The 21,207-nt window shown below is 61.9% G+C and carries 21 protein-coding genes; 8 read left to right on the top strand and 13 right to left on the bottom strand.

All coding sequences use genetic code 11. The features are described from left to right. Nucleotides 1-36: 36 nt before the first annotated feature. Nucleotides 37-1,056, bottom strand: a complete 1,020-nt coding sequence (locus tag CKW24_RS17380; protein WP_095169400.1) for a Glu/Leu/Phe/Val dehydrogenase dimerization domain-containing protein — start codon at nt 1,054-1,056, stop codon at nt 37-39. Nucleotides 1,057-1,240: 184 nt separating this feature from the next. Here CKW24_RS17380 and CKW24_RS17375 point away from each other — a divergent pair, with 184 nt between their 5' ends. Continuing rightward, complete coding sequence (locus CKW24_RS17375; protein ID WP_095169399.1) at nt 1,241-2,044, top strand: SirB1 family protein; 804 nt, start codon at nt 1,241-1,243, stop codon at nt 2,042-2,044. Between the two features lie 58 nt (nt 2,045-2,102). Continuing rightward, nucleotides 2,103-2,933: a class I SAM-dependent methyltransferase gene (locus CKW24_RS17370; protein ID WP_095169428.1), complete on the top strand. Its 831-nt coding sequence runs from the start codon at nt 2,103-2,105 to the stop codon at nt 2,931-2,933. Between the two features lie 16 nt (nt 2,934-2,949). Here CKW24_RS17370 and maiA read toward each other — a convergent pair whose 3' ends face one another. The 3 genes from maiA to hmgA are packed head-to-tail and all read right to left on the bottom strand — an operon-like array spanning nt 2,950 to nt 6,210. Continuing rightward, nucleotides 2,950-3,585: a maleylacetoacetate isomerase gene (maiA, locus tag CKW24_RS17365; protein WP_095169398.1), complete on the bottom strand. Its 636-nt coding sequence runs from the start codon at nt 3,583-3,585 to the stop codon at nt 2,950-2,952. 12 nt (nt 3,586-3,597) lie between these two features. Beyond that, on the bottom strand, nt 3,598-4,902 hold the full coding sequence (gene fahA / locus CKW24_RS17360; protein WP_095169397.1) for a fumarylacetoacetase: 1,305 nt from the start codon (nt 4,900-4,902) through the stop codon (nt 3,598-3,600). 3 nt (nt 4,903-4,905) lie between these two features. Then, entirely contained in the window at nt 4,906-6,210 is a 1,305-nt protein-coding gene (gene hmgA, locus CKW24_RS17355; RefSeq protein ID WP_095169396.1) for a homogentisate 1,2-dioxygenase, read from the bottom strand. A 162-nt stretch (nt 6,211-6,372) separates the two neighbouring features. Between hmgA and CKW24_RS17350 the strand changes: the two genes are divergently transcribed. Further along, nucleotides 6,373-7,179, top strand: coding sequence for an IclR family transcriptional regulator (locus CKW24_RS17350; RefSeq protein WP_095169395.1), 807 nt, complete (start codon nt 6,373-6,375; stop codon nt 7,177-7,179). A gap of 2 nt (nt 7,180-7,181) precedes the next feature. Here CKW24_RS17350 and CKW24_RS17345 read toward each other — a convergent pair whose 3' ends face one another. The 3 genes from CKW24_RS17345 to CKW24_RS17335 form a co-directional block, all read right to left on the bottom strand. Continuing rightward, entirely contained in the window at nt 7,182-9,737 is a 2,556-nt protein-coding gene (locus CKW24_RS17345; RefSeq protein ID WP_095169394.1) for a LuxR C-terminal-related transcriptional regulator, read from the bottom strand. A gap of 202 nt (nt 9,738-9,939) precedes the next feature. Beyond that, entirely contained in the window at nt 9,940-11,307 is a 1,368-nt protein-coding gene (locus tag CKW24_RS17340) for a DUF1329 domain-containing protein (protein WP_095169393.1), read from the bottom strand. A gap of 22 nt (nt 11,308-11,329) precedes the next feature. Next, nucleotides 11,330-13,123 carry a DUF1302 domain-containing protein gene (locus tag CKW24_RS17335; protein WP_095169392.1) on the bottom strand — a complete coding sequence of 598 codons (1,794 nt, stop codon included), beginning with the start codon at nt 13,121-13,123 and terminating at the stop codon, nt 11,330-11,332. Between the two features lie 80 nt (nt 13,124-13,203). Here CKW24_RS17335 and CKW24_RS28200 point away from each other — a divergent pair, with 80 nt between their 5' ends. Together CKW24_RS28200 and CKW24_RS17330 are read left to right on the top strand one after the other, a co-directional pair. Further along, a complete protein-coding gene (locus CKW24_RS28200) occupies nt 13,204-13,377 on the top strand; it encodes a hypothetical protein (RefSeq protein ID WP_159987308.1) in 174 nt (57 codons plus the stop codon). Nucleotides 13,378-13,701: 324 nt separating this feature from the next. Further along, complete coding sequence (locus CKW24_RS17330; protein WP_095169391.1) at nt 13,702-14,463, top strand: N-acetylmuramoyl-L-alanine amidase; 762 nt, start codon at nt 13,702-13,704, stop codon at nt 14,461-14,463. A 63-nt stretch (nt 14,464-14,526) separates the two neighbouring features. On the opposite strand, the gene CKW24_RS17325 is transcribed toward CKW24_RS17330, so the two are convergent. The 5 genes from CKW24_RS17325 to CKW24_RS17305 form a co-directional block, all read right to left on the bottom strand. Beyond that, nucleotides 14,527-15,438, bottom strand: a complete 912-nt coding sequence (locus CKW24_RS17325; RefSeq protein WP_095169390.1) for an SDR family oxidoreductase — start codon at nt 15,436-15,438, stop codon at nt 14,527-14,529. A 162-nt stretch (nt 15,439-15,600) separates the two neighbouring features. Beyond that, nucleotides 15,601-16,503, bottom strand: coding sequence for an alpha/beta fold hydrolase (locus tag CKW24_RS17320; protein WP_095169389.1), 903 nt, complete (start codon nt 16,501-16,503; stop codon nt 15,601-15,603). Then, nucleotides 16,503-17,285, bottom strand: a complete 783-nt coding sequence (locus CKW24_RS17315) for a class II aldolase/adducin family protein (protein ID WP_095169388.1) — start codon at nt 17,283-17,285, stop codon at nt 16,503-16,505. Before CKW24_RS17315 ends, CKW24_RS17320 begins: the two co-directional genes overlap by 1 nt. Nucleotides 17,286-17,426: 141 nt before the next feature. Beyond that, on the bottom strand, nt 17,427-18,113 hold the full coding sequence (locus CKW24_RS17310) for an LrgB family protein (RefSeq protein WP_095169387.1): 687 nt from the start codon (nt 18,111-18,113) through the stop codon (nt 17,427-17,429). Further along, on the bottom strand, nt 18,103-18,489 hold the full coding sequence (locus tag CKW24_RS17305; RefSeq protein WP_095169386.1) for a CidA/LrgA family protein: 387 nt from the start codon (nt 18,487-18,489) through the stop codon (nt 18,103-18,105). The genes CKW24_RS17310 and CKW24_RS17305 overlap by 11 nt, the downstream gene beginning before the upstream one ends. Nucleotides 18,490-18,584: 95 nt before the next feature. Between CKW24_RS17305 and CKW24_RS17300 the strand changes: the two genes are divergently transcribed. Next, nucleotides 18,585-19,481, top strand: coding sequence for a LysR family transcriptional regulator (locus CKW24_RS17300; RefSeq protein WP_095169385.1), 897 nt, complete (start codon nt 18,585-18,587; stop codon nt 19,479-19,481). Here CKW24_RS17300 and CKW24_RS17295 read toward each other — a convergent pair. Continuing rightward, a complete protein-coding gene (locus CKW24_RS17295; protein ID WP_095169384.1) occupies nt 19,462-19,917 on the bottom strand; it encodes a flavodoxin in 456 nt (151 codons plus the stop codon). The two genes, CKW24_RS17300 and CKW24_RS17295, sit on opposite strands and share 20 nt — an antisense overlap. 153 nt (nt 19,918-20,070) lie before the next feature. Here CKW24_RS17295 and CKW24_RS17290 point away from each other — a divergent pair, with 153 nt between their 5' ends. After that, nucleotides 20,071-20,535 carry a PAS domain-containing protein gene (locus tag CKW24_RS17290; RefSeq protein WP_095169383.1) on the top strand — a complete coding sequence of 155 codons (465 nt, stop codon included), beginning with the start codon at nt 20,071-20,073 and terminating at the stop codon, nt 20,533-20,535. 63 nt (nt 20,536-20,598) lie between these two features. Continuing rightward, entirely contained in the window at nt 20,599-21,204 is a 606-nt protein-coding gene (locus CKW24_RS17285; RefSeq protein WP_095169382.1) for a hypothetical protein, read from the top strand. Nucleotides 21,205-21,207: the final 3 nt, after the last annotated feature.

Below are 21,207 nucleotides of genomic sequence, written 5' to 3'. Positions count from 1 at the left end.
CCGCCTTGAACACGGGCAGGCCTGGGGAATGGGAGCTCAGCGATAAAGCAGGCGTTCCGCCAGTTCGTCCGCCACCCGCGCTGGCGAGCGTTTTTCCGCCTGGGCATGGGCGAAGACTTCAGTCAGGCGCGATCTGATTTGCGACAGATGCCCGGTGATGCTCGACAACTCATCGCCGCGGTGCTTGAGCACCACGTAGATCAGCCCACCGGAGTTGATCACATAGTCCGGCGCATAGAGGATGCCACGCCCCTCCAGTTGGTCGGCGACGCTGAGGTTGGTCAACTGGTTGTTGGCCGAACCGGCCACCGCCGCACAGCGTAACTGCGCCACGCTGTGGCTGTTGAGTACCCCGCCCAGGCCGCAGGGCGCAAGGATGTCGCAGGGGGTGCTGAGCAGTGCCTCGTTGGCAATCGGATGGGCGCCCAACTGCTCCATCGCCAGTTGCACCTTGCCCGGGTCGATATCGCTGACCAGCAACTCGGCCCCCGCGGCATGCAGTTGCTCAGCCAGGGCAAAACCGACATTGCCCAGGCCCTGGATCGCAACGCGCAAGCCTTCCAGGTTATCGCTGCCCAGGCGCGCCATGGCGGTCGCACGAATACCGGTGAACACGCCCATCGCTGCATGTGGCGATGGGTCGCCTGAGGCGGTGGTGCTGGTGACATGCTGGGTTTGCTGGGCGATGCAGTCCATGTCAGCCACCGAGGTGCCGCTGTCGATGGCGGTGATGTAGCGGCCATCGAGTTGCTCGACACAGCGCCCGAAAGCCTCGAACAGCGCCGCGCGGTTTTCCACATGCGGCGGGCGGATGATCACCGCCACTCCGCCACCCTGGGGCAAGCCCGCCAGGGCCGCTTTATAGCTCATGCCCTGGGCCAGGCGCACAGCATCCGTCACGGCGCTTTCATCGTCGGGGTAGGCAAGGTAACGGCACCCACCCAGGGCAGGTCCCAGACGGCTGCAATGAATGGCAATCACGGCCTTCAACCCGGTGGCTGGGTCGACGCTCAGGTGTAGAGATTCAAGGCGAGTGCTTTGCATGAGAGCGAACATCGTGGGGCTCCCGAATCACTTCCAGTAGTCGCCAGTATAGGCGCGCGGGCAAAAATTGCTGGAGCGCACCGGAATAAGCAAAGCCCCGCGCCAAGGCTTTCCGGCATAACTTGCACGCCCTCGCGCGCGGCACTGGACGAATGCTTGCGACGGGGCTAAAACGGGGCATTCGCCGGAGATTTCAATGAACCCGCGCCACGCTTTTTTCGCCTGCCTGCAACGCTCGCCCCCGGCGCTTTTTGAAGCAGCGCTGTGGATCGCGGCCGAGCACGATGCGCAGGTGCAACCGCCGGTATTGCTGGAACAGTTCAAGGATCTGGTGCAGCGGGTCAGCAGTGGCCTGCCGATGTTGCCGGTCAGCGAATTGGCGCAACCGCTGCTGCGCCTGCTCAACGACCTGGGTTACCAGCAGGACGAAGCCACCCCGTTGCGTCCACAGGCGGCCTTGCTCAACAAGGTCCTGGAGCGGCGCCGCGGGCAGCCGCTGGCGCTGGGCCTGATCGCCCTGGAACTGGCTCGCCGCCTGGAGATCCCCATGGTCGGGGTCAACTTCCCCGGACACTTCCTGCTACGGGTACCCGGCGCCGATCATCTGCTCGACCCCTGCGGCGGTCGACGCTTGTATCCCAACGATTGCCGGGAGCTGCTGCAGCGCCAATATGGCCCGAACATGCCCCTCAACGCCGAGCACCTGCTGACCAGCGAGCCGCTGCAGATGCTCCAGCGCCTGTCACGCAACCTGCGCCAGTTGTACCTGGCCAACGACGACTGCATCGGCGCGCTGATCGATGCCGAGCGGGTGCTGGAACTGGGCAATGCCAACGCCAGCGACTACCTGGCCCGCGCCAGCCTTTACCAGCGCCTGGACTGCCCCAACGCCGAACGTTTCGACCTGGAGCACGCCCTGCTGCTCAGCGACGACCCGATCCAGCGCCTGCGCCTGACTGAACGCCTGGGGCATCTGCCACCCAACTCGATTGTGCATTGAAGCGATGGATGGTCCACTGGCGCCCTGGATTTTTTGCGCCACCACGGACGAGGCTGTCATGCACTTACCTTCACCTGCGGAACGTTTCCTGGAAGATTTCCACCAGCGCCGACCTGGCACCACCAGCGTCGCGTTTGCCCACTTGTGCAGCGAACAGCATGCATCGTCCTACGCCGCGCTGACAGCCACCCTACCGAGCTCGTCCGCCAGCCTGAGCGTACTGGACCTGGCGTGCGGCAACGGCTATCTGCTGGAACTGCTCGAGCAACTTTATCCGCAACGACTGCAGTTGACCGGCGTCGACCTCAGCCAGGCTGAATTGGACGAAGCCCGCGCGCGTTTGCCCGCCAGTGTCAGCCTGATCAAGGAGCGGGCACAGGCGCTGTCGCTCGGCACGGCGAGTGTCGACGTGGTGGTGTCGCATCTGGCCCTGATGTTGATGGACGACATCGAGCAAGTGCTCAGCGAAATACGCCGCGTGCTGCGCAAGGACGGCAAGGTTGCGACGATCGTTGGCCGGGGGTTTCTGTTGGGTGCGGTGGGCGAGGCGTATCTGCAGGTATTTCGCCAGGTGGCGCAGCAGGACGCCTTGGCGCATTTACCGATGGGTGATCCGCGCATGCGTACCGAGGAGGGTTGGCGAGCGCTGTTCAGCGCCGACTTCGAGCAGGTGACGGTGCAAGACATCGATGTGGCTTGGCAGCCCGACTTCGCCGAGCTCTGGCAATCACTCAGCGCCACCTACGACGTCGACCGGCTGACACCCGCCGCCCGCGTGCAATTGCAGGAGCGGTTCAAAACCGCAATCGATCACCTGCCACACACCGACGGCACCTTCGCGACCGGCTGGGGGTTGCGCCTGATCCAGGCACACCCCCGCCAGTATTGAATGCTTGGAGCCGCCGTTACGGAGTATCCGGCTGATTGGCCGGATGGGCCTGGATGAACGCCGGGTGTAGGGCTGCCAGCGCGGCGACCCGGCGAATCCGTGGATAGGCTTCAAGGCTTAAGTTGAAACGCTCGGCTGCATACAGCTGAGGGATCAGGTACACATCCGCCAGCCCCGGTGCGCTGCCAAAGCAGTAGCCCGCGTCGCCGATCAACTGCTCGACGGCCGCCAGCCCCTGGCTGATCCAGTGGCCGATCCACTCCACCACCTGTGGCTCGTCGTGGCCCAGCTGACGCAGCTTGTTGAGCACGCTGACGTTGTGCAGTGGATGAATGTCGCAGCCAATCAACGCCGCCACCGCACGCTCGTGCGCACGCTGGGCGAGGTCGCCGGACAGTAGCGGCACCTGTGGATAAGCTTCTTCCAGGTACTCGATGATCGCCGGTGACTGGATCAGCAACTCGCCTTGATCGGTGCGCAAGGCCGGCACCCGGCCTTGCGGGTTGATCTGCAAGTAGGCCGGCTGACGGTGTTCACCACCTTGTGGGCCGATCAGGTTGACCGCCAGCGCCTGGTAATCCAGGCCCTTGAGTGCCAGGGCAATGCGCACCCGGAACGACGAGGTCGAGCGGTAGTAGGTAAAGAGCTCCATTGGCCGATCCTCTCAGCGCGCTGGCAGGATCTTGCCCCGGCATTCGCCGAAGCCGATGGACGCAAAACCGTCACGGCTGCAACGCGCGCGCAGGATGATTTCGTCGCCGTCCTCGAGGAACTTGCGCACTTCGCCGGATGCCAGCTCGATCGGTTTTTTGCCGCCCTCGGTGATTTCCAGCAGGCTGCCGAACTGACCGCTCTCAGGCCCCGACAAGGTGCCCGAACCGAACAGGTCGCCGGCCTGCAACTGGCAGCCGTTGACGCTGTGGTGCGCGACCATCTGCGCCACGGTCCAGTACATGTGCTGGGTGTTGCTCAGGGTCAGGCGGTGCGCCGGCAGATTCTGCTCGCGCATGGCTTCGGTCAGCAACAGCACTTCCAGTTCGATATCAAAGGCCCCCGCGGCCTGGTCGCGGTTGTCGAGCAGATACGGCAGCGGTTGCGGATCGCCCTGCGGACGCGCCGGCTGGGCAAGACGGAAAGGCTCCAGGGCCTCGGCGGTAACGACCCAGGGCGAGATGCTGGTGATGAAGCTTTTGGACAGGAACGGCCCCAGTGGCTGGTACTCCCAGGCCTGGATATCGCGTGCCGACCAGTCGTTGAGCAGGCAGAAACCGGCGATGTGCTCAGCGGCGTCGCCGATGGCAATCGAGTCGCCCATGGCATTGCCCTGGCCGATCCAGATCCCCAGTTCCAGCTCATAGTCCAGGCGCGCGCACGGACCGAAAGTCGGCTCGCTCTGACCGGCTGGCAGGGTCTGGCCTTTCGGGCGACGGACCTCGGTGCCGGACGGGCGAATGGTCGACGCGCGGCCGTGGTAGCCAATAGGCACGTACTTGTAGTTCGGCAGCAGCGGGTTATCTGGACGGAACAGTTTGCCGACGTTCTGCGCGTGCTCGATGCCCACGTAGAAGTCGGTGTAGTCGTTGATTCGGGCCGGCAGGTGCATCTGGCAGTCGGCGGCCAGGTGCAGCAGTTTGGCGCCCTGGGCTTCGATCTTGCCGCGCAGGGTGCTGCCTTCGGCCAACAGTTCGAGCAAGCGCTCGCGCAGGGCAACACGGGGGCCCCGACCGAGCTCGAAGAAGGCGTTCAACTGACCGCCACGGGTGGCTTGCACCGCCGTGCGGGCCGCGCCGTCAAACAGGCCGGCGTCGAGCGCTGCCTCGAGGTCGAAAATCTGCTCGCCGATCGCCACACCGCTGCGCGGCGCCGAACCCTGGGTGCTGAACACGCCCAGCGGCAGGTTCTGCAATGGGAAATCCGCGTGGCCGTTGGCACAGGCAACCCAGCTACGAGTGGGGGTGGTCTGGGTCATGGGTTATCTCCGGTTCGGGTTGAAAGTGGCGGGCAGCGAGGCCCAGCAAGCATCGTAAGTGTTTTGCAGTTGCGGGCAATCGAGGGCGAAGCGGCTTGGGCGCAGCACCTGGCTGGTCTCGAACATAAAGGCCATGGTGTTGTCGATCTTGCTCGGCGCCAGCTCGGCGTTGATCGCCTTGGTACAGGTTTCGCCGTCCGGGCCATGGGCGCTCATGCAGCTGTGCAAGGACGCACCGCCGGGCAGGAAGCCTTCGGCCTTGGCGTCGTATTCGCCCTGGATCAGGCCCATGAACTCGTTCATCAGGTTGCGGTGGAACCAAGGTGGACGGAAGGTGTTCTCGGCCACCATCCAGCGTGGTGGGAAGATCACGAAGTCGAGGTTGGCCAGGCCGTGGACGCTGGTCGGCGAGGTCAACACGGTGAAGATCGACGGGTCCGGGTGATCGAAGCTCACCGTACCGATGGTGTTGAACCGTCGCAGGTCGTATTTGTACGGCACGTTATTGCCGTGCCAGGCCACCACGTTCAATGGCGAATGATCGAGCTCGCAGGCCCACAACTCACCGAGGAATTTCTGCACCAGGGTGGTCGGTTGCTGGAGGTCTTCGTAGTGCGCGACCGGGGTCAGGAAGTCCCGCGGGTTGGCCAGGCCATTGCTGCCAATCGGCCCCAGGTCCGGCAGGCGCAGAGGCGCGCCATGGTTCTCCGCCAGGTAGCCACGAGCCTGCGGATCGAGCAGCTCGATACGAAATTTCAGGCCACGTGGCAGCACGGCGATTTCCAGTGGTGCAAGCTCCAGCACACCAAGCTCGGTGGCGATGCGCAAACGCCCCGCCTGCGGTACCAGCAACCACTCGCCATCGGCGTTGAAGAACACCCGCTCCATCGAGCGATTGGCGCCGTAGTGATAGATGCTGATGCCGGCCGGTTTCTCCGCCCCCGAGTTGGCCGCCATGCTCACCAGGCCGTCAATGAAGTCGGTCGGCTCGGCAGGAATGGCCAAGGGGTTCCAACGCAGGCGGTTGGGCGTGACCTCGCCCAGCGGGCCACCGGCCAACTGCCGCTCCAGCTTGACGAATGCCGGGTGATTGGCCGAGGGCTGGATGCGGTACATCCAGGTCCGCCGCGCTTCGCTGCGCACCATGGTGAACGCGGTGCCGGAGAACAGTTCGGTGTAGAGGCCGTAAGGGGCTTTTTGTGGCGAGTTCTGGCCGACGGGCAAGGCGCCGGGCAGGGCCTCGCTGGAAAATTCGTTGCCAAAGCCTGACTGGTAAGCCAGCGCTGGCGCCGTTGAATCGAGGTTCATGGAGCCTCCTGAACAGGGAGTAGGCCGTGGCCATGGCTCCGCTTCAGAGTTTTGGCACGTCCAGGTTATTTTTATCGTAATTCGATTACGCATAACGTAATTTGATTGGTATTGACCGTCAAGCTATAAAGACGCCCATTCATCTATAGATACGACCCCACCATGGAAAAGCCGCGCGCCACCAGCGACAGCAACGGTAAACAGAAAGTCCGCTCGGCTGAGGTGGGCACCGACATCCTCAAGGCCCTCGCCGAGCTGTCGCCCTCGACCTCGTTGTCGCGCCTGGCCGAACATGTGCAGATGCCGGCGAGCAAGGTGCACCGCTACCTGCAGGCGCTGATTGCCAGCGGTTTCGCCGAGCAGAACGCCGCCACCAATCACTACGGCCTGGGACGCGAGGCCCTGCGTGTCGGCCTGGCCGCACTGAACAGTATGGACGTGCTGAAAGTCGCCGCCCTGCCCCTCTCGGAGCTGCGCGACGAACTGAACGAGACCTGCTTCCTCGCGGTCTGGGGCAACCAGGGCGCGACCGTGGTGCATATCGAGCCGGCGGTGCGAGCAGTCACGGTGGTGACCCAACTCGGCTCGGTCCTGCCGCTGTTGAGTTCGTCCACAGGACTGGTATTCAGCGCCTACCTGCCCCACCGCGAAACTGCCGAGTTGCGTGAGCAGGAAGTCGGCGCAGCCCAGTCCCATCCACTGGCCAGTGAACTGGCCTACGCCAGTTTGTGCGAACAGATTCGCGGACGCGGCCTGCACCATGTACACGGTTTGCTGATGCCGGGGGTGGATGCGCTTTCGGCACCGGTGTTCAACGCCGTCGGGCAGGTCGCCGCAGTGCTGACCATCGTCGGTCCGACCTCATTGTTCCATGCCGACGAAAACGGCCCGGCCGCCCAGCGCCTGCTGGCCGCGACTCGGGCCGTAAGCTGGCGCATGGGGCATGACGGCGGCACCCACCCGGCCTGAGCTCAGGCGAAAAAGCCCAGCGCCTTGGCCTTTGCCACGGCCTGGGTGCGCCGCTCGACCGCCAACTTGCCGTTGATCCGCCGGGCGTGGGTCTTGACCGTGTGCAGGGAAATGAACAACTGCTCGGCGATTTGCAGGTTGGAGTTGCCTTGGGCGATCAGGCTCAGCACTTCTATTTCGCGCTGACTCAGGGGATTGTCGCGAACGCACGCCGGCGCCGGCTCCGGTGTTGTCGCCTGGGTCTGCGGCGCAACAAACAAGCACGGCAGGCTGCGTTGCAACTCTGCCAGTACCTGATGCAGGTTGCAGCGTTCGACCAGCACCTGCGCAGCCTGCAGCGCCGCCCTGGCCTCGACGGGCTGGCCCGACAGCCACGCCACCTGCGCCACGCTCAGTTGCAGCACGGTTTCCAGCCCCAGCATCCCGCATTGACGCGCCTGCAGCAGTTGGGCATTGAGCTGCGCCAACGGCTGTGAGGCCTGGTGCAGATACACCTGGGCGACGACCAACAGGTATTCCAGGCGCGGAATCAGTTCCAGGCTCGCCGGCGGGGCCTGTCGGGCCTGCGGTCCGTGGTAATGGCGCAGCACCCGGGTCAGGGCTTCGTGAGCCAGTTCCGGGCGCCCCTGTTGCAACCAGAAGTGACTGCTGACTTGCAGCAGTACCCCGCGATACACCGTGTCGGGAATATGCCGGCGCTGCATCATGCGTTCAGCGTCGCGCAAATGGATAAAAGCCTGGGCGAAATCCCCCTGGTTGGCGGCCACCTGCGCCAGGCCCAGGTACCCATACAGCACGCGTTTGTCGTGATTGCGCAAACAAGCCTCGAGCCCGCTTTCGAAAAACTCGATGGCCCGAGCCTCCTGCCCCTGGCACAACGCCAACCGACCGCGCCGCAGGGCAATTCGCCCCAGCAACGGGGTGGCGGACCTGGCATGCTGGCACAGCAACTGGTGAATGCCGCTCAACAGGCTTTCCGCGCGATGGGGCGCACCGCGCTGCTCGAGCAACTGCGCGTGATCGAGCTCCAGCAGGCCCTCGAACAGCAACGCGCCCTGGGCTCGCGCCAGGCACAGCGCCTCGCGATTGAGCGCCTGCGCGACATCCAGCTCGCCACGCAGCAAGGCCTGTTGGGTCAGGCCGGATAAACACAGCAAGCGAGCGGGCCAGGCGCTGACCGGCAGGTCCTCCAGGGCTTCGAGAAAATGCCCGCGGGCCGGCGCCATCCGCCCCTGCAGGTGCAGCAGCCAACCCTGTTGCGCCTGCCAACGCGCCACCAGTTCGCGCTGCTGTGCGGCGGACGGCTGCGGCGCAAAACGCGCCATGTGCTCGATGCACAGGCCAGCCTCTTCGAAGCGCCCGGCAAACAGCAAGGCAGCCGTGATCAACCCGACCAGTTGCGCACTGCACAGCAGCAAATCCGCGCCTTGCTGTTCATACAGGCGCAACAACAACACCACGTTGTGCTGCTGGAACAAATGTTCGAAGCCAAAGTGTTGCAACAGACTGATAGCCATTTCGTATTCGTCGGCCAACAACGCCTGTTCGAACGCCGCCTGCCAGTCTTGCCCAGCGACGAACCACTGGCAGGCCCGCCGATGCCATGAGCGACCGGCTTCCCAGGCCTCATCGCGCACCAGTTGCGCCACCGGTGCAAAGACCTGCAGCCACTCGGCGGAGTCTTCCCAGGGTTCGATGAAACACCCCAACTCCTGCAGGGTTCGCATCAAGTGCCCACCCTCGCCCGCGCCGAACAAATGCTCGCACAACCCCAGGTTAAATCGCGGCAGATGGGCCAGCACTCGCCAGGCTTCGACCCACTCCGGTGCCAAGCCGCTGAACAGCTCATGCTGCAGGTAATCAAGCATGATCGCCGAGCGCCCCTCCTTGAGCTCGCTGGCACTGCGGCCGTTACCATCTTGCAAAGCCACGCGCACGCTGGCACACCAGCCACCGCTGCGCTGGAAGATCCGTTCGCTGGCATTGGCGCACAACGAATGGGGAAGCTGGACGATCAATTGCTGGATTTCGCCACGACTGAACGCCAGCTCGGGGCCGGCGCCCTCGTACAGGTCATCGTTGAGCAATAAGCGTGGCCAGTTGCAGTGCGGCCGCCTACGCCCACCCAGCCACCAGGTCAGGGCCGGGCTGCTATGGGTCAACAGGCGATCGAGCAGGGCATCGAGCTGCGGGGCGGGCACACGGCAGTAGTCATCCAGAAACAACCAGGTGGGTGTCTGCCAACGAGCCAGGCAGGCCAGCAACTGCGCCTCGTTGTCGACCACCAACCCGAGTGCCTGGGCCACCGCCCGAGAAAACTCCTCAGGACTCGAGGCGACCCCATTCAACGCCAGCCAGTGCACCGTACACGTCGCCGGGGCCTGCAACAGGCACTCGGCGAACAACGCGCTCTTGCCGCTGCCTGCCGGCGCGCAGAGCAACCTCACCCGGGCGGGCGAGGTCAGCAACGGCTGCGCCAGACGCTCGCGGCGTACGTGCAGGGAAGACAGGCGGGGCAGGAATCCCGGGCGGTCCAGACAGTGCGTCATGGCGGTCATTGCAGCGGACCTTTTTATATTTGTGAACCCACCCTAGCCCTCTCTCGCGGCCTTGTTGAGAAACATTCAGAAGGCTGATTGCTAGCCATAAAAAAACGACCCAGAGGTTAATGCCGATCAATCAGGGCGACAGCTCGCACCAGGTGCCTAGCTCGCTTGAATGACTGGCATCAACCCGTGGGTCGTCCTCGCCACAGTGGCCTTAACGCACGCCTTCAGCGCGCAATGCCGCTGGTGTGTAGTCCGCCGCCTTGGCATCGAAGCCGAAGACGAAGCTGTGCTTCTCTTCGTTTTTCATGCCCAGGGCGATGTAGCGGCCGGCGATGATGTCGTACAGCGCTTCCAGGGTGTACGCCTGGGCCTGGTGATCGTAGTAGTACTGGGAATGTCCTTCTGCCACACGCCACAGTTGGCCGCGACCGTCGTAGTGGTCGACCAGCGCCACCTGCCAGCTGTCTTCATCGATGTACATGTGGCGCTTGGCGTAGATATGCCGTTCGTTGGGTTTGACCGTACCGACCACTTCCCAGACCCGGTGCAGTTCATAACGCGTCAGGTCCTGATTGATGTGCCCGGCCTTGATCACGTCGTCGTATTTCAGGCTCGGCGAATCGAGCTTGTAGCTGTTGTAGGGGATATAGACTTCTTTCTTGCCGATCAGCTTCCAGTCATAACGATCCGGCGCACCGGAGAACATGTCGAAGTTGTCCGAGGTACGCAGGCCATCAGCGGCCGTGCCCGGTCCGTCGTAGGCCACTTGCGGCGCACGACGCACGCGACGCTGGCCGGCGTTGTAGATCCAGGCCAGGCGCGGTTCCTTGACCTGGTCGAGGGTCTCATGGACCAGCAGCACGTTCCCCGCCAGGCGCGCCGGCGCGGTCACCGACTGCTTGAAGAAGGTCAGCACGTTGGCGGCTTTTTCCGGGTCCAGGTCCTTCATCAACTGGGGTACGGCGATTTCTTCTTCAAAGCGAATCGGCGTGTAGGCACCGTTGGTCTGCGGTGTCACCTGGGTGATGATGCGCTTGAGGTTGCCACCGTGGTAGCGGGTGATGTGGTTCCACAGCACCTCGACCCCGTTCTTCGGAATCGGGAAGGCGTAGTAGCGATTACCGGTGAAATTGGCCAGGCCATTGCCGTCGTTGATGCTGTTCACGTTCAGCGCGCTGCGCTTGGCCGACTCGTAGATCTCGGGCGGCACGGCCACGGTACGGTGGGTCGGGTAGACGGGAATCCGGTAGGTCTCGGGGTAGCGCTTGAACATTGCCACCTGGCCGTCGGAGAGCTTGGCCTTGTATTTGTCGACGTTGGCCGCGGTGATGGTGAACAGCGGTTTTTCACTGGCGAACGGGTCGGCCAGGAAACCCTTGCTGTCGACCGCACCGGCATTTTTGGGAATGCCGCCGGTCCAGGCCGGGATCGAGCCGTCGGCATTGCCGGCCTTCTCCGCGCCCAGCGGGGTCAGGGTGGTGCCGAGTTTGTTGGCTTCTTCCGGCGACACTGCCGCCATCACGTTGGCCGCCAGCAGGCTCAGGGCCAGGGCACCGCATTGCAGAATCATCTTGCGCATAAGGTCATCCTTTTCAGCCAGATCAGAAGTTCACGCCGAAGCTCAGGGCCAGGAAGTCGCGGTCTTCGAGGGTGTTGTAGTCGCCCCCGAAAAAGTCGGTGTAGCTCAGGCTCGCGGTATAGGTGTTGCGATAGTCGGCATCGACCCCGACGCTGATCGCCTTGGCGCCCTCGTTGAACAATCCGTTGGGGCCATAACCGGCAACGTCGTGGGACCAGGACAGGTTGGGCTTGAGGTTGATCCCGCCGATGACGTTGGCGTAATCGAGGATGGCCCGTGTGCGGTATCCCCAGGAGGTGGAGGTGACAAAACCTCCGGTATCGCCGCCAAACCCGTACTGGCCGTAGACCGAGTCCCGGCCATAACGCAAGGTGCTGCGCGACTCCAGGCCACCGACCCGCACGACTGCCGCCTCACCGACCAGGGTCAGGCGTTGGGCGCCGAGGACCTGGTCAAAGAAGTGGGTCAGGGTGCTTTGCACCTGGGTCACTTCCTTGCGCCGATAGCCTTTGTTGTCGGCCCCCGGGGTGGTGCTGATCGGCGACGCAGCGCCGCCGGCAATCGGGTTGAGCAAGGCCAGGGTCAGGTCATTGGTACTGACCTGGACCGGTGCGTTGGGCCGATAGCTGATTTCCCCGGTCCAGGCCGTGCCGGTGGGCAAGGTGGTGGAGAAGCTGGCGCCGTACAGGCGAATGTCTTCCGGATAATCGAGATAGTACTGGCCGCGGCCGAGCATCACGCTTTGCGCCAATCCCGAACCAGTGCCGGGTGCGATGGCATTGGCGGTGCCGACGATGCCCGGCAATGCCGACAGGGTCGAAAGGCCCGCCGTGACAGTGCCGACCGTGGGCGTGCGGCTGTGGTAGTTCATGAAATACAGGCCGTACTCGGTGTCGTCGCCGAGCCAGCGCAATGCGGTGCCCCATTGCCCGGAATCACGCGCATCACGGTCGCCACCCCGTGGCACCACCACCCCTTCGCGAGTCACTTCGAAGCCTTGGCCAAATGCCGCGGCAACCGGTTGCAACGGAGCGATCGCCGGGTTGGCCACCGTGTAGTTGTTCACGCAACCATCGGCTACCACATCGTTGCCGAAGAAGGTCCCGCAGTTATCCACAACCGTCTGGTCCCATTCCAGTTGATAAAAACCTTCGACGGTCAACTGGTCGGTCAGGCCCTGGGTGGCAAACAGCATGTTGACCGGGATCAGGCCCTCCTTGATTTCGGCACCCGGGCGCCGGAATGCCGAGACGTCGACCGGGTTGATGCTGTTGATCGAGTTGCCAATGAAGGTGCTTTCGCCCCAACTGACCACCTGTTTACCGGCGCGCACGGTGCCTGGCAGATCGGCGATGGAATAGTTGTGGTAGACGAAGGCATCGAGGATCTGCCCACCGGAGGATTTGGCGCCTTCCTTGCGATTGGTGTCGCTGATGTCCTTGAACGGCCGGCTTTCGTCCTTGAGCTCGAAGTCGTACCAGTATTTGCCGCGGACAAATACCCCGGTGTCGCCATACTTCAGTTCCAGGTCGTGGATGCCCTTGAAGATCTTCGAAAACGTCTCGCCCTTGCTGAAGTTCAAGCGACCATCGTCACCGGTGGAGGACTGTCCGGAGCCTCCGTTGACCGTACCCACCAACGCATCATCGGCATCGCGCATGCCCCAGCTCGCACCAATCGACAGCGACGAATCGAATGTCCCCTCGATTTCGCCAATGTTGAATTCAACTGCCTGCGCCTGGGCACAGCAGCCCAAGGCAACCGCGACGGCCAGCGTCTGCGGCTTGAAGATGGCGCGCATTGTTGTTTTTGTCATGCGTCTTCCCCGGTGAGTGACTTGAAGGCCCCACCCTACTGCTGCCCGCCGGGAGCGATAAGCGCACCAAGGAGGTATTCGTGGTGTCGCTCCAAAGGATGAATACCCGTACGGGGCAAGGCTTTGCGCCGGGCATGGGCCGGCTGGATGAGGGGTTATCAATCAAACCGATGATCCGGGCGACTGTTGCCGATGGCGTAACAGTGCATGTCTTGAAACGCTATTTTTCCTTTGCCAAGAAGGACTTATTCTAATCGGGCTTCCACGGTAATAAGCCTCGAAGCCCCGCCAGCCGAGTGTGAATTGCCCACTTGAGCGGCGACCTGTTCAGATGCGCCGAATGCCCATCATTCAGTTCATCACCCTGGGTTCACTGACGTTGATTTGTAGCTCCTTGATCTAACGTCTTACTTTGGCCGCTGCGTTTGCAGCGGCCTTTTTTATTGGAGTTTTTTTACATGGCAGGTAGCGAAGGCTTCCTACAAAACAACAAGAAAGCCACTACAAAACTCGCTTACAGGCGCTGCTACCTTGCTGTGAATGGACGATTACGATTCACACAACAAGGTAGTTAAATCATGTTCCCAACCAACAACAACTATCGCGCAAAGGCTTATAACAGCCGCATTCGCTTCTTGGTCCTGCATTACACCGCCGCCAACTTTGCCAGTTCGATTGGCGCACTGACCGGGCCCAATGTCAGTGCCCACTACCTCGTTCCGGATATCAGCGACATTACTTATATCAAGGCCGGCTTCAGCGACCAGCAGATCTTCGGCCTGGTCGATGAAAACCAACGGGCCTGGCATGCCGGGGTCAGCCAGTGGGCTGATCGCAGTAACCTGAACGACACCGCCATCGGCATCGAAGTGGTCAACCAGGCCACCGACAACCAGGGCAAGTTCACCTTCCCGCCGTATCACCCCCAGCAAATAGCCGCCATTGAGCAACTGGCAAAAGACATCCTCAAGCGCTACCCGGACATCACTCCGCGTAACGTCGTGGGCCACTCCGACATTTCCATCGGCCGCAAAAGCGACCCCGGCGCGGCATTCCCCTGGCATGCGTTGTACTTGAAAGGTGTGGGGGCCTGGTTCGATGAGCGACAGCGCGACGCCTTCCTGCGCCAATACAAGGATTCAGGAGTGCCGAACCGTGCGACGTTGCTGGACCAGTTCAAGAAGTATGGCTACAAAACTTCGCAAGCCACTAACGAGTCGGGCTTCCAGCAACTGGTGCGGGCGTTTCAGTTGCACTTTCGTGCCGAGAAGTATGACGGCGTGATGGATGTGCAGACCGCAGCGAACCTGGCGGCACTGGTGCGTAAATACGCGCCCTGAGCAATCCCTCCCGTAGCTAAGACAGAGCGCAAGCCGCCAGCCTTGCGCTCTGTACCTGCGTACTTACAACGAGTACTTCTGCAAATTCCCCATCATCTCCTTCAGCGCTTCAATGTTGTCTTTGGGGTGCGCCGCCCCTTCGAAATCGCAAATCTGCTGCCAATGCGCCGCCACATCCTCAGGCGAGAAACCCTCCCGCGGATCAAACCCCGCCCCCAGGCTGCGCTCCCATCGCACTTTGCCCATCCAGCCGCCGCCGACTTCAAACAGCCCCGAGGTTTCCTGGCAGTTTTCGCTGGCCAGGTACACCACCAGCGGGCTGACCAACTCCGGCTTAAGTTGCTCGAACACTTGCGGCGGGATCAGGCCTTCGGTCATGCGCGTGCCGCCGGTGGGGGCGATGGCGTTGACCAGGATATTGTTCTTGCGCCCTTCGATGGCTAGGGTCCGGGTCAGGCCATAGAGCCCGAGCTTGGCCATGCCGTAGTTGGACTGGCCGAAGTTGCCGTAGATACCCGAGGTCGATGCGGTGAAGATCACCCGCCCGTAGTTTTGCTCGCGCATGTGCGGCCAGGCGGCGCGGGTGACTTTGTAGGCACCTTCGACATGCACCCGGTACACCAGGTCCCAGTCGCTGTCGTCCATTTTATGGAAGGTCTTGTCCCGCAGGATTCCGGCGTTATTGACCACCACATCGATCCGGCCAAAGGCATCGAGGGCGTGCTGGACGATTTTTTCGCCATCGGTCACCGAGTCATGGTTGGCCACGGCAGTGCCGCCGGCCTCACGAATCTCTGCCACTACGCGGTCGGCGGCCGAGGCGTTGGCGCCTTCACCCTGCGCGGAACCACCCAGGTCGTTGACCACCACCCGGGCACCCTGCCTGGCGAACAACAGTGCATGGGCCCGTCCCAGGCCGCCGCCCGCACCAGTGACGATCACGACTTTATCTTCGAAGCGCACAGACTCATTCATTACCCAACTCCAGCAGGCCAAGGACAGTGAGGCCGAGTGTCAGGCACGAGGCCTGGGCTCACAATCAACTGGGCTGGGGCTGAATGGTGCGCGATAAGGCACGGGGATGATTGCACGGCAGGCGCTCATCGATCCGCAAGGCCTGGTTAGCTGGAAGTCACCTCAGGAACAGGCAATTTTCAACGCCGGGGAGTCCTGCTGGTCACGAAACGCCAAGTAGTGCTTGAGCACCTGCACCGGGGCTTCGATCTGTGGGTAATGACCAATCCCGGGCAAGAGCACGGTATCGGCATCTGCGATCAATTGCCGATAACGCTCGACCATGTGGGCACCGGAAACCGGGTCGACTTCGCCGTCGATCACCCGCAACGGTACTTCGCCCGATTGCATGGCTTTGAGCCAGCGATCGCGCTGTACGCGGCGCTGGGGCACGTACTGGATCAGCTTGTGCATGATCCGCGTCCCGCGGTTGTTGTCGATCAGGCTCCAGAAATCGTCCAGCTCGCTTTCGCTGGGCCGAGTCTGCGGGCCGAAGATCTGCCGGAAGCTCTTGACCAGGGCATCGCGGGTAAAGGCACGACCGATCATCCAGCCCAAGGGGCTGAGCAACAGCTTCTGCATCAGTACCGGACGGTGCGTCTCGGGAAACAGGCCGCCATTGAGGAACACACAACTGGCGATGTTGCTGCGCGCCTCAAGGTGCCTGGCGAGCAACTCCTGGGCGACGCTGTCGCCATAGTCATGGGCCAGCAGGTGCACCGGCTGATCGATGCCCAGGTGTGCCAGCAACGCCTGCTGCAAGTCGGCCTGCTCCAGCAGGCAGTATTCATGGCCCACGGGTTTGGCCGAATCGCCGAAGCCCAGCATGTCGCAGGCAATCACCCGATAACGCTGGGCCAGGGGCTGCCACAGGTAGTGCCAATCCCAACTGGCGGTAGGAAAACCGTGGATAAGCAGTAAGGGCTCACCCTGTCCGGCCACCCAGTAACGAATGGTCTGACCCCGGAATACAAAGCTCTGGCCGCGTTTGCGCCAGACGCACAGTGGAATCTCGGCGAGTGGCATTAGAGTTTATAACCCGGGTCTTGTTTATCGAGTTTACGCAGCAGCGCCGGCCAGGCCAGCGCGCCTCCCATTCCTTGTGCACTTTTGGTCACGCCGGCAATCATCGCCTTGGCCCCCGCGAGGATCTGCGGCTCGATGCTGATCAGCTCGGCGCCACCGTTCTGCGCCAGCACCTGGATATCGCAGGCCCGCTGGAAGGTAAACATCATCAGAAACGTATCGGCGATGGTGCCGCCACAGGTCAACAACCCATGGTTGTGCAGCATCAGGAAATTCTTGTCACCGAGGTCGGCCTGCAACCGCGCCTTTTCCTCGTGATTGAGCGCCACCCCTTCGTAGGCGTGATAACCCAGGCTGGAAAGGACAAACAAGGATTGCTGGCTGATCGGCAGCACGCCTTGTTTTTGCGCCGAAACGGCCACGCCAGCTGCGGTGTGGGTATGCAGGACACAGACCACATCGTGACGCACTTCGTGCACGGCGCTGTGAATGGTGTAGCCGGCGGGGTTGATCTCGTAGGGACTGTCCATCAGCTTGTTGCCGGCCTGGTCAACCTTGACCAGGCTCGAGGCGGTGATTTCGTGAAACATCATGCCAAACGGATTGATCAGGAAATCTTCGGTGCCGGGGACCTTGGCCGAGATATGCGTGAAGATCAAATCATCCCAGCCATGTGCGGCTACCAGGCGATAACAGGCGGCCAGGTCCACTCGGGCCTGCCATTCGGTGGCACTGACCTGGTCTTTCACGCTCTGGCTTGACTGGACGGGGGCTACGCTCACGGCAAGGACCTCTGGTTTTTATTCTTTTGGGGGTGTCAAAGCAGTCTAGTCAGCTGCCGGGATTCGGGTAGTTGCATTGGCAGCCAGCTTACTGACCCAACGAGTCAGTTGGCTTTCAAGCAAAATCCACTGTGCAGTGAGTCACAGTATGTGCGTCAGCAATGGCGCCGCGAACAGGTTCATCAAGCCCGTCAGGACCATCACCAACCCCGCCACCGAACCTTCTTCGCCGCCCACCTCATGGGCGCGACTGACCCCGGCGCCATGGGCCCCGACCCCGAACAACGCGCCGCGGGCCAAGGCGCTGCGCAGTGGCAACCACTTGAGCAGGATCCCGCCGAGCATGGCGCCAAATACTCCGGTGAACATGACGAACACCGCCGTCAGCTCCGGTACGCCCCCCAGGTCGTGGGCCAGCGGCATGGCGAATGGCGTGGTGATCGAACGAGGCAGCAGCGACAGGGTCACCGAACTGTCCAGCGCCAGGAGCCGAGCCAGGCCAAACGAGCTACCCATCGACGCGGCGCTCCCGGCCAGCATCCCCACCAGCAACGCCGACCAATGCCGCGCCAGCAACTGACGCTGCTGCCAGATCGGCACCGCGAACGCCACGGTGACCGGCCCCAGCAACGCCATCAACCAATGGGTATTTTGCGCATACTCGCTATAGGCCGTGTGCAGCGGCACCGCCACCAGCAGCAACAGCACGGGCACCAGGATCAGCGGCGACACCAGGTAACGTCCGCTGCGTCGATACAGCCAGCGACTCAATACATAGGCGGCCAGGGTAAAGACCAACCAGAACAGCGGCATCCACTCACTTCTCATGAGCCAGCCTCCAGCGGCAGACCCATTCGACCGTGAATGCCGTCACCAGCATGACCAGCAGGGTACTGAGCGCAATCACCACGAGGATCCGCCAACCTTCATCGCGCAATAGGCCGCCATAGTCGAGCAAACTCATCAAGGCTGGAATGAAGAACAGCAGCATCTCGGCCATCAACAGCCCGGCCCCCATTTGCAACGCCGCCGGCTTGACCCACCCCAGGGCAAATACCAGCAGCAACAATGCCAGGCCCATCACCCCGCCCGGGATCGGCCAGGCCAACCATATGGCCAACTGGCATCCGAGCAGATAAATAGCCGACAACACCAGCAGTTCAGCGAGCAGGCGGGCGAGTTTTTTAACGCGTGTTACGTTCATCGGTTGGCTCCTCACAGGAAGCCATTTTAAAGAGCGGGCTGTCATCACCGAAGCGAATTGTTAGACTCAAGACTATTCCAAAATGGAATCAAATCATGGAATTCAAACAACTGCGCAGCTTCATTGAAGTCGTTCATCAGGGCGGCTTCACCCAGGCCGCCAAGACCTTGCACATCAGCCAATCGGCGGTCAGCAAACAAGTGGCACAGCTGGAGCACAGCCTGGGCACGCTGCTGCTGGAGCGACTGGGTTCACAGGTGCGGTTGACGGCGGCCGGCACGGTGGTCCTGCAACGCGCCGAGGGTATGCTGCGCTTGCGCAATGAACTGCTCAGCGAACTCGACGACCTGAGCGACCTGCGCCGTGGCGAACTGCGCCTGGGCCTGCCGCTGCTGGGCAGCGATGCGCTATTCGCTGGTTTGTTCGCCGAGTACCGGCGGCGTTATCCGAACATCAGCGTGCAGTTGCTGGAAGGCGGCAGCCTGAACATTGAGCAGGCAGTGCTCAGCGGTGAACTGGAACTGGGCGGCAGCCTGCTGCCCCAGGACCCGCAGTTCGCCTGGCAACCGTTCTGCGACGAACCCCTGGATGCGCTGTTGGCGGCGGACCATCCATTGGCCGGCAAGACCAGCCTGCGCCTGGAAGAACTGGCCGACACTCCGTTCCTGCTGTACCAGCGCAGTTTTGTGCTCAATGAACGCTTGCTGCAGGCGTGCCAGCAAGTGGGCTTTACCCCCAAGGAGGGCGGGCGTAGCGGGCAGGCGGATTTTCTCGTGGCCCTGGTGGCCGCGGGACAAGGCGTGGTGCTATTGCCACGGGTGGTCGCCCGCGGGCTGGTCCGCCCGGGCGTGGTGCGCCTGGGATTGCAGGCGCCCCGTGAACTGCGCTGGGATATCGCGTTTATCTGGCGTCAGGGCGCCTATCTGTCGAAAGCCGCCCAGGCTTGGCTCGCGTTGTTGCGCGAGTTTCCGGTCAGCCGCGCAGAGCCGTGATCAACTGCTCCAGCCAAGGCTCGGCATCACTTTCCGGGGTCACGCTTTCACTGGCGTCCAGGCGCAGCATTGGCAGCACTTCGCGCACACCCAGTTCGCCGAACAATTCACGCAGTTGTTCACCGCCGCCACAAAAAGTATCGCCGTAGCTGGCATCGCCCAAGCCGATCACCGCCCCGGGCAAGCCACGCCAGGCGCCTGGCAGTTGATCACGAATCATCGAATACAGCGGTTGCAGGTTATCCGGCAACTCGCCCATGCCAGTGGTGGAGGTCACCGCCAGAAAGGCTTCGGGGGCAAATGCCTGAAGTTCGTCGAGGGTGGCACGCGGGTTATACAAGGTCTGAAAACCTGCCGCGTCGAGAAGTTTCGACGCGTGCCGGGCAACTTCTTCTGCCGTGCCGTACACCGAGCCGGAAATGATGGCGACTTTCATCAAACTGATCCTGCACCTGAGTCAAAGACCGAGATCTTAACAGCAGACGACAAAAAACCGCGATTGACTCTCATCGACACCGAGGGCAAGTGGACAGCCGAGCAGCCTGTCTTAGAATGCAACGCATTACACAACACAGAAAGGACTCGCACGATGATCAATGCGCAATTGCTGCAACTGGTGATCAACGCTTCAAACGACGGCATCGTGATCGCAGAAAAGGAAGGCGAAGATAACATCCTGATTTACGTGAACCCGGCCTTCGAAAAGCTCACCGGCTACAGCGCTGACGAAATCCTCTATCAGGACTGTCGTTTTCTCCAGTCTGGCGATCGAGACCAGGCCGGCTTGGCACCGATTCGCGAAGCCATTCAAAGTGGCGGATCCTGTCGAGAGATCCTGCGAAACTATCGTAAGGATGGCACTCCATTCTGGAATGAGCTGTCACTTTCAACGGTCTACAATGAGAGTGACAAGCAGACCTATTTTGTCGGTGTACAAAAAGATGTCACCACCCAGGTCAAGGCGTTGCAGCGCGTTGCGCAACTGGAGGCGCAGTTGGCAGCCGCTCAGGCTGAGTTGCAGGCAATGAAAACGACCAACGGTCAGAACCTGTAAGCGAATTAGCGGTCACTAACTACAATCACCAGTGACTTTGTAACTATATCTTTCGAGCTAGCCATGCAGCACGATGCCCTCCTCACCCAGGATGAGCTGGATTTTATCCAGACCATGCAACATAACCCGCAGCTCAACGTGCGTGATGCGACGTCGAGCCTGCTGGTTAATGGGGGTTCGCAAATCCGTGACCTGCTGACACGCCTGGCGGCCAACGAACAGGTGACTATCCAGGCACAGTTCGAAAACCAGCAGATGACCTTCCCGCTGCACCTGGTGGAAGATGAGTTCCATGCCCTGCATCTGCGCCTGGGCGTACCGAGCATTTATGAAAGCGGGCCGAAGGTGCGACCTTGGCGCCTGCCCCTGGAAGAGCCGGTTGCCCTGGAAAACGCCAAAGGCCAGGCGGGTACACTGTGGGTCCACGAAGTGTCGTTCAAGGGCATCTTGCTCGAGGTGCGCAACCGGACCAAACCGCCGAAGAGTTTCGCACTGTGGTTCAGCCCTTCTGGTTATGAGCGCATTGCCTTGCGCGGCACTTTCGAGCGGCAGACCGAGCAGGGTTATTACGCCTACCAACTCAACCAAGGCAACTCGGTCGAAACCGAGCGCCTACGCCAGTACATCCTTCAGCAACATCGCCTGACCCACCCCGCCATGCACGTCTGAATT

Origin of the sequence: Pseudomonas sp. Irchel 3H3, from assembly GCF_900187635.1 — a bacterium.
Taxonomy (GTDB): domain Bacteria; phylum Pseudomonadota; class Gammaproteobacteria; order Pseudomonadales; family Pseudomonadaceae; genus Aquipseudomonas.
The sequence above is the reverse complement of the archived record's forward strand: the minus strand, read 5'-3'. Positions and strand labels throughout refer to the sequence as shown.

Coding starts and splice junctions, on each gene's coding strand:
- CKW24_RS17380 (WP_095169400.1), bottom strand. CDS start 1,056: ATGTTCGCTCTCATGCAAAGCACTCGCCTTGAATCTCTACACCTGAGC.
- CKW24_RS17375 (WP_095169399.1), top strand. CDS start 1,241: ATGAACCCGCGCCACGCTTTTTTCGCCTGCCTGCAACGCTCGCCCCCG.
- CKW24_RS17370 (WP_095169428.1), top strand. CDS start 2,103: ATGCACTTACCTTCACCTGCGGAACGTTTCCTGGAAGATTTCCACCAG.
- maiA (WP_095169398.1), bottom strand. CDS start 3,585: ATGGAGCTCTTTACCTACTACCGCTCGACCTCGTCGTTCCGGGTGCGC.
- fahA (WP_095169397.1), bottom strand. CDS start 4,902: ATGACCCAGACCACCCCCACTCGTAGCTGGGTTGCCTGTGCCAACGGC.
- hmgA (WP_095169396.1), bottom strand. CDS start 6,210: ATGAACCTCGATTCAACGGCGCCAGCGCTGGCTTACCAGTCAGGCTTT.
- CKW24_RS17350 (WP_095169395.1), top strand. CDS start 6,373: ATGGAAAAGCCGCGCGCCACCAGCGACAGCAACGGTAAACAGAAAGTC.
- CKW24_RS17345 (WP_095169394.1), bottom strand. CDS start 9,737: ATGACCGCCATGACGCACTGTCTGGACCGCCCGGGATTCCTGCCCCGC.
- CKW24_RS17340 (WP_095169393.1), bottom strand. CDS start 11,307: ATGCGCAAGATGATTCTGCAATGCGGTGCCCTGGCCCTGAGCCTGCTG.
- CKW24_RS17335 (WP_095169392.1), bottom strand. CDS start 13,123: ATGACAAAAACAACAATGCGCGCCATCTTCAAGCCGCAGACGCTGGCC.
- CKW24_RS17330 (WP_095169391.1), top strand. CDS start 13,702: ATGTTCCCAACCAACAACAACTATCGCGCAAAGGCTTATAACAGCCGC.
- CKW24_RS17325 (WP_095169390.1), bottom strand. CDS start 15,438: ATGAATGAGTCTGTGCGCTTCGAAGATAAAGTCGTGATCGTCACTGGT.
- CKW24_RS17320 (WP_095169389.1), bottom strand. CDS start 16,503: ATGCCACTCGCCGAGATTCCACTGTGCGTCTGGCGCAAACGCGGCCAG.
- CKW24_RS17310 (WP_095169387.1), bottom strand. CDS start 18,113: ATGAGAAGTGAGTGGATGCCGCTGTTCTGGTTGGTCTTTACCCTGGCC.
- CKW24_RS17305 (WP_095169386.1), bottom strand. CDS start 18,489: ATGAACGTAACACGCGTTAAAAAACTCGCCCGCCTGCTCGCTGAACTG.
- CKW24_RS17300 (WP_095169385.1), top strand. CDS start 18,585: ATGGAATTCAAACAACTGCGCAGCTTCATTGAAGTCGTTCATCAGGGC.
- CKW24_RS17295 (WP_095169384.1), bottom strand. CDS start 19,917: ATGAAAGTCGCCATCATTTCCGGCTCGGTGTACGGCACGGCAGAAGAA.
- CKW24_RS17290 (WP_095169383.1), top strand. CDS start 20,071: ATGATCAATGCGCAATTGCTGCAACTGGTGATCAACGCTTCAAACGAC.
- CKW24_RS17285 (WP_095169382.1), top strand. CDS start 20,599: ATGCAGCACGATGCCCTCCTCACCCAGGATGAGCTGGATTTTATCCAG.